This is a genomic window from Membranihabitans maritimus, assembly GCF_021729145.1.
In the GTDB taxonomy this organism is placed as follows: Bacteria; Bacteroidota; Bacteroidia; order Chitinophagales; family Saprospiraceae; genus Membranihabitans; species Membranihabitans maritimus.
The window spans coordinates 1-267 of record NZ_JAJSLW010000109.1 but is presented as its reverse complement, the minus strand read 5'-3'; the positions used below and the strand labels follow the sequence as shown (position 1 = coordinate 267).

Genomic DNA, 267 nt, shown 5'->3' with positions numbered 1-267 from the left:
AACGCTTACGGTTTGGTTCGCCGATACCGATATCTGCATCAATAGGGCTGATGTTGATGTCACCCATAACAATCAATTGCTCGTCACTATTGTGATGATCGTTTAGGTAAGTCATCAGATCTTTATAGAACTGACGTTTGTATGGGAATTTTGTTTCGTGGTTGATGTTATCCCCTTGAGGGAAGTAGCCGTTTAGCACCGTGACCTTTTCGCCGTTTTCATTTAAAAACGTTGCCATGATCATGCGCTTTTGGTGCTCTTCGTTAT

General features: G+C 42.3%; 1 pseudogene. It reads right to left on the bottom strand.

Going from position 1 to position 267, the window contains the following annotated elements:
- A pseudogene (locus tag LVD47_RS23515) lies at positions 1-267 on the bottom strand (exodeoxyribonuclease III); the annotation flags it as partial.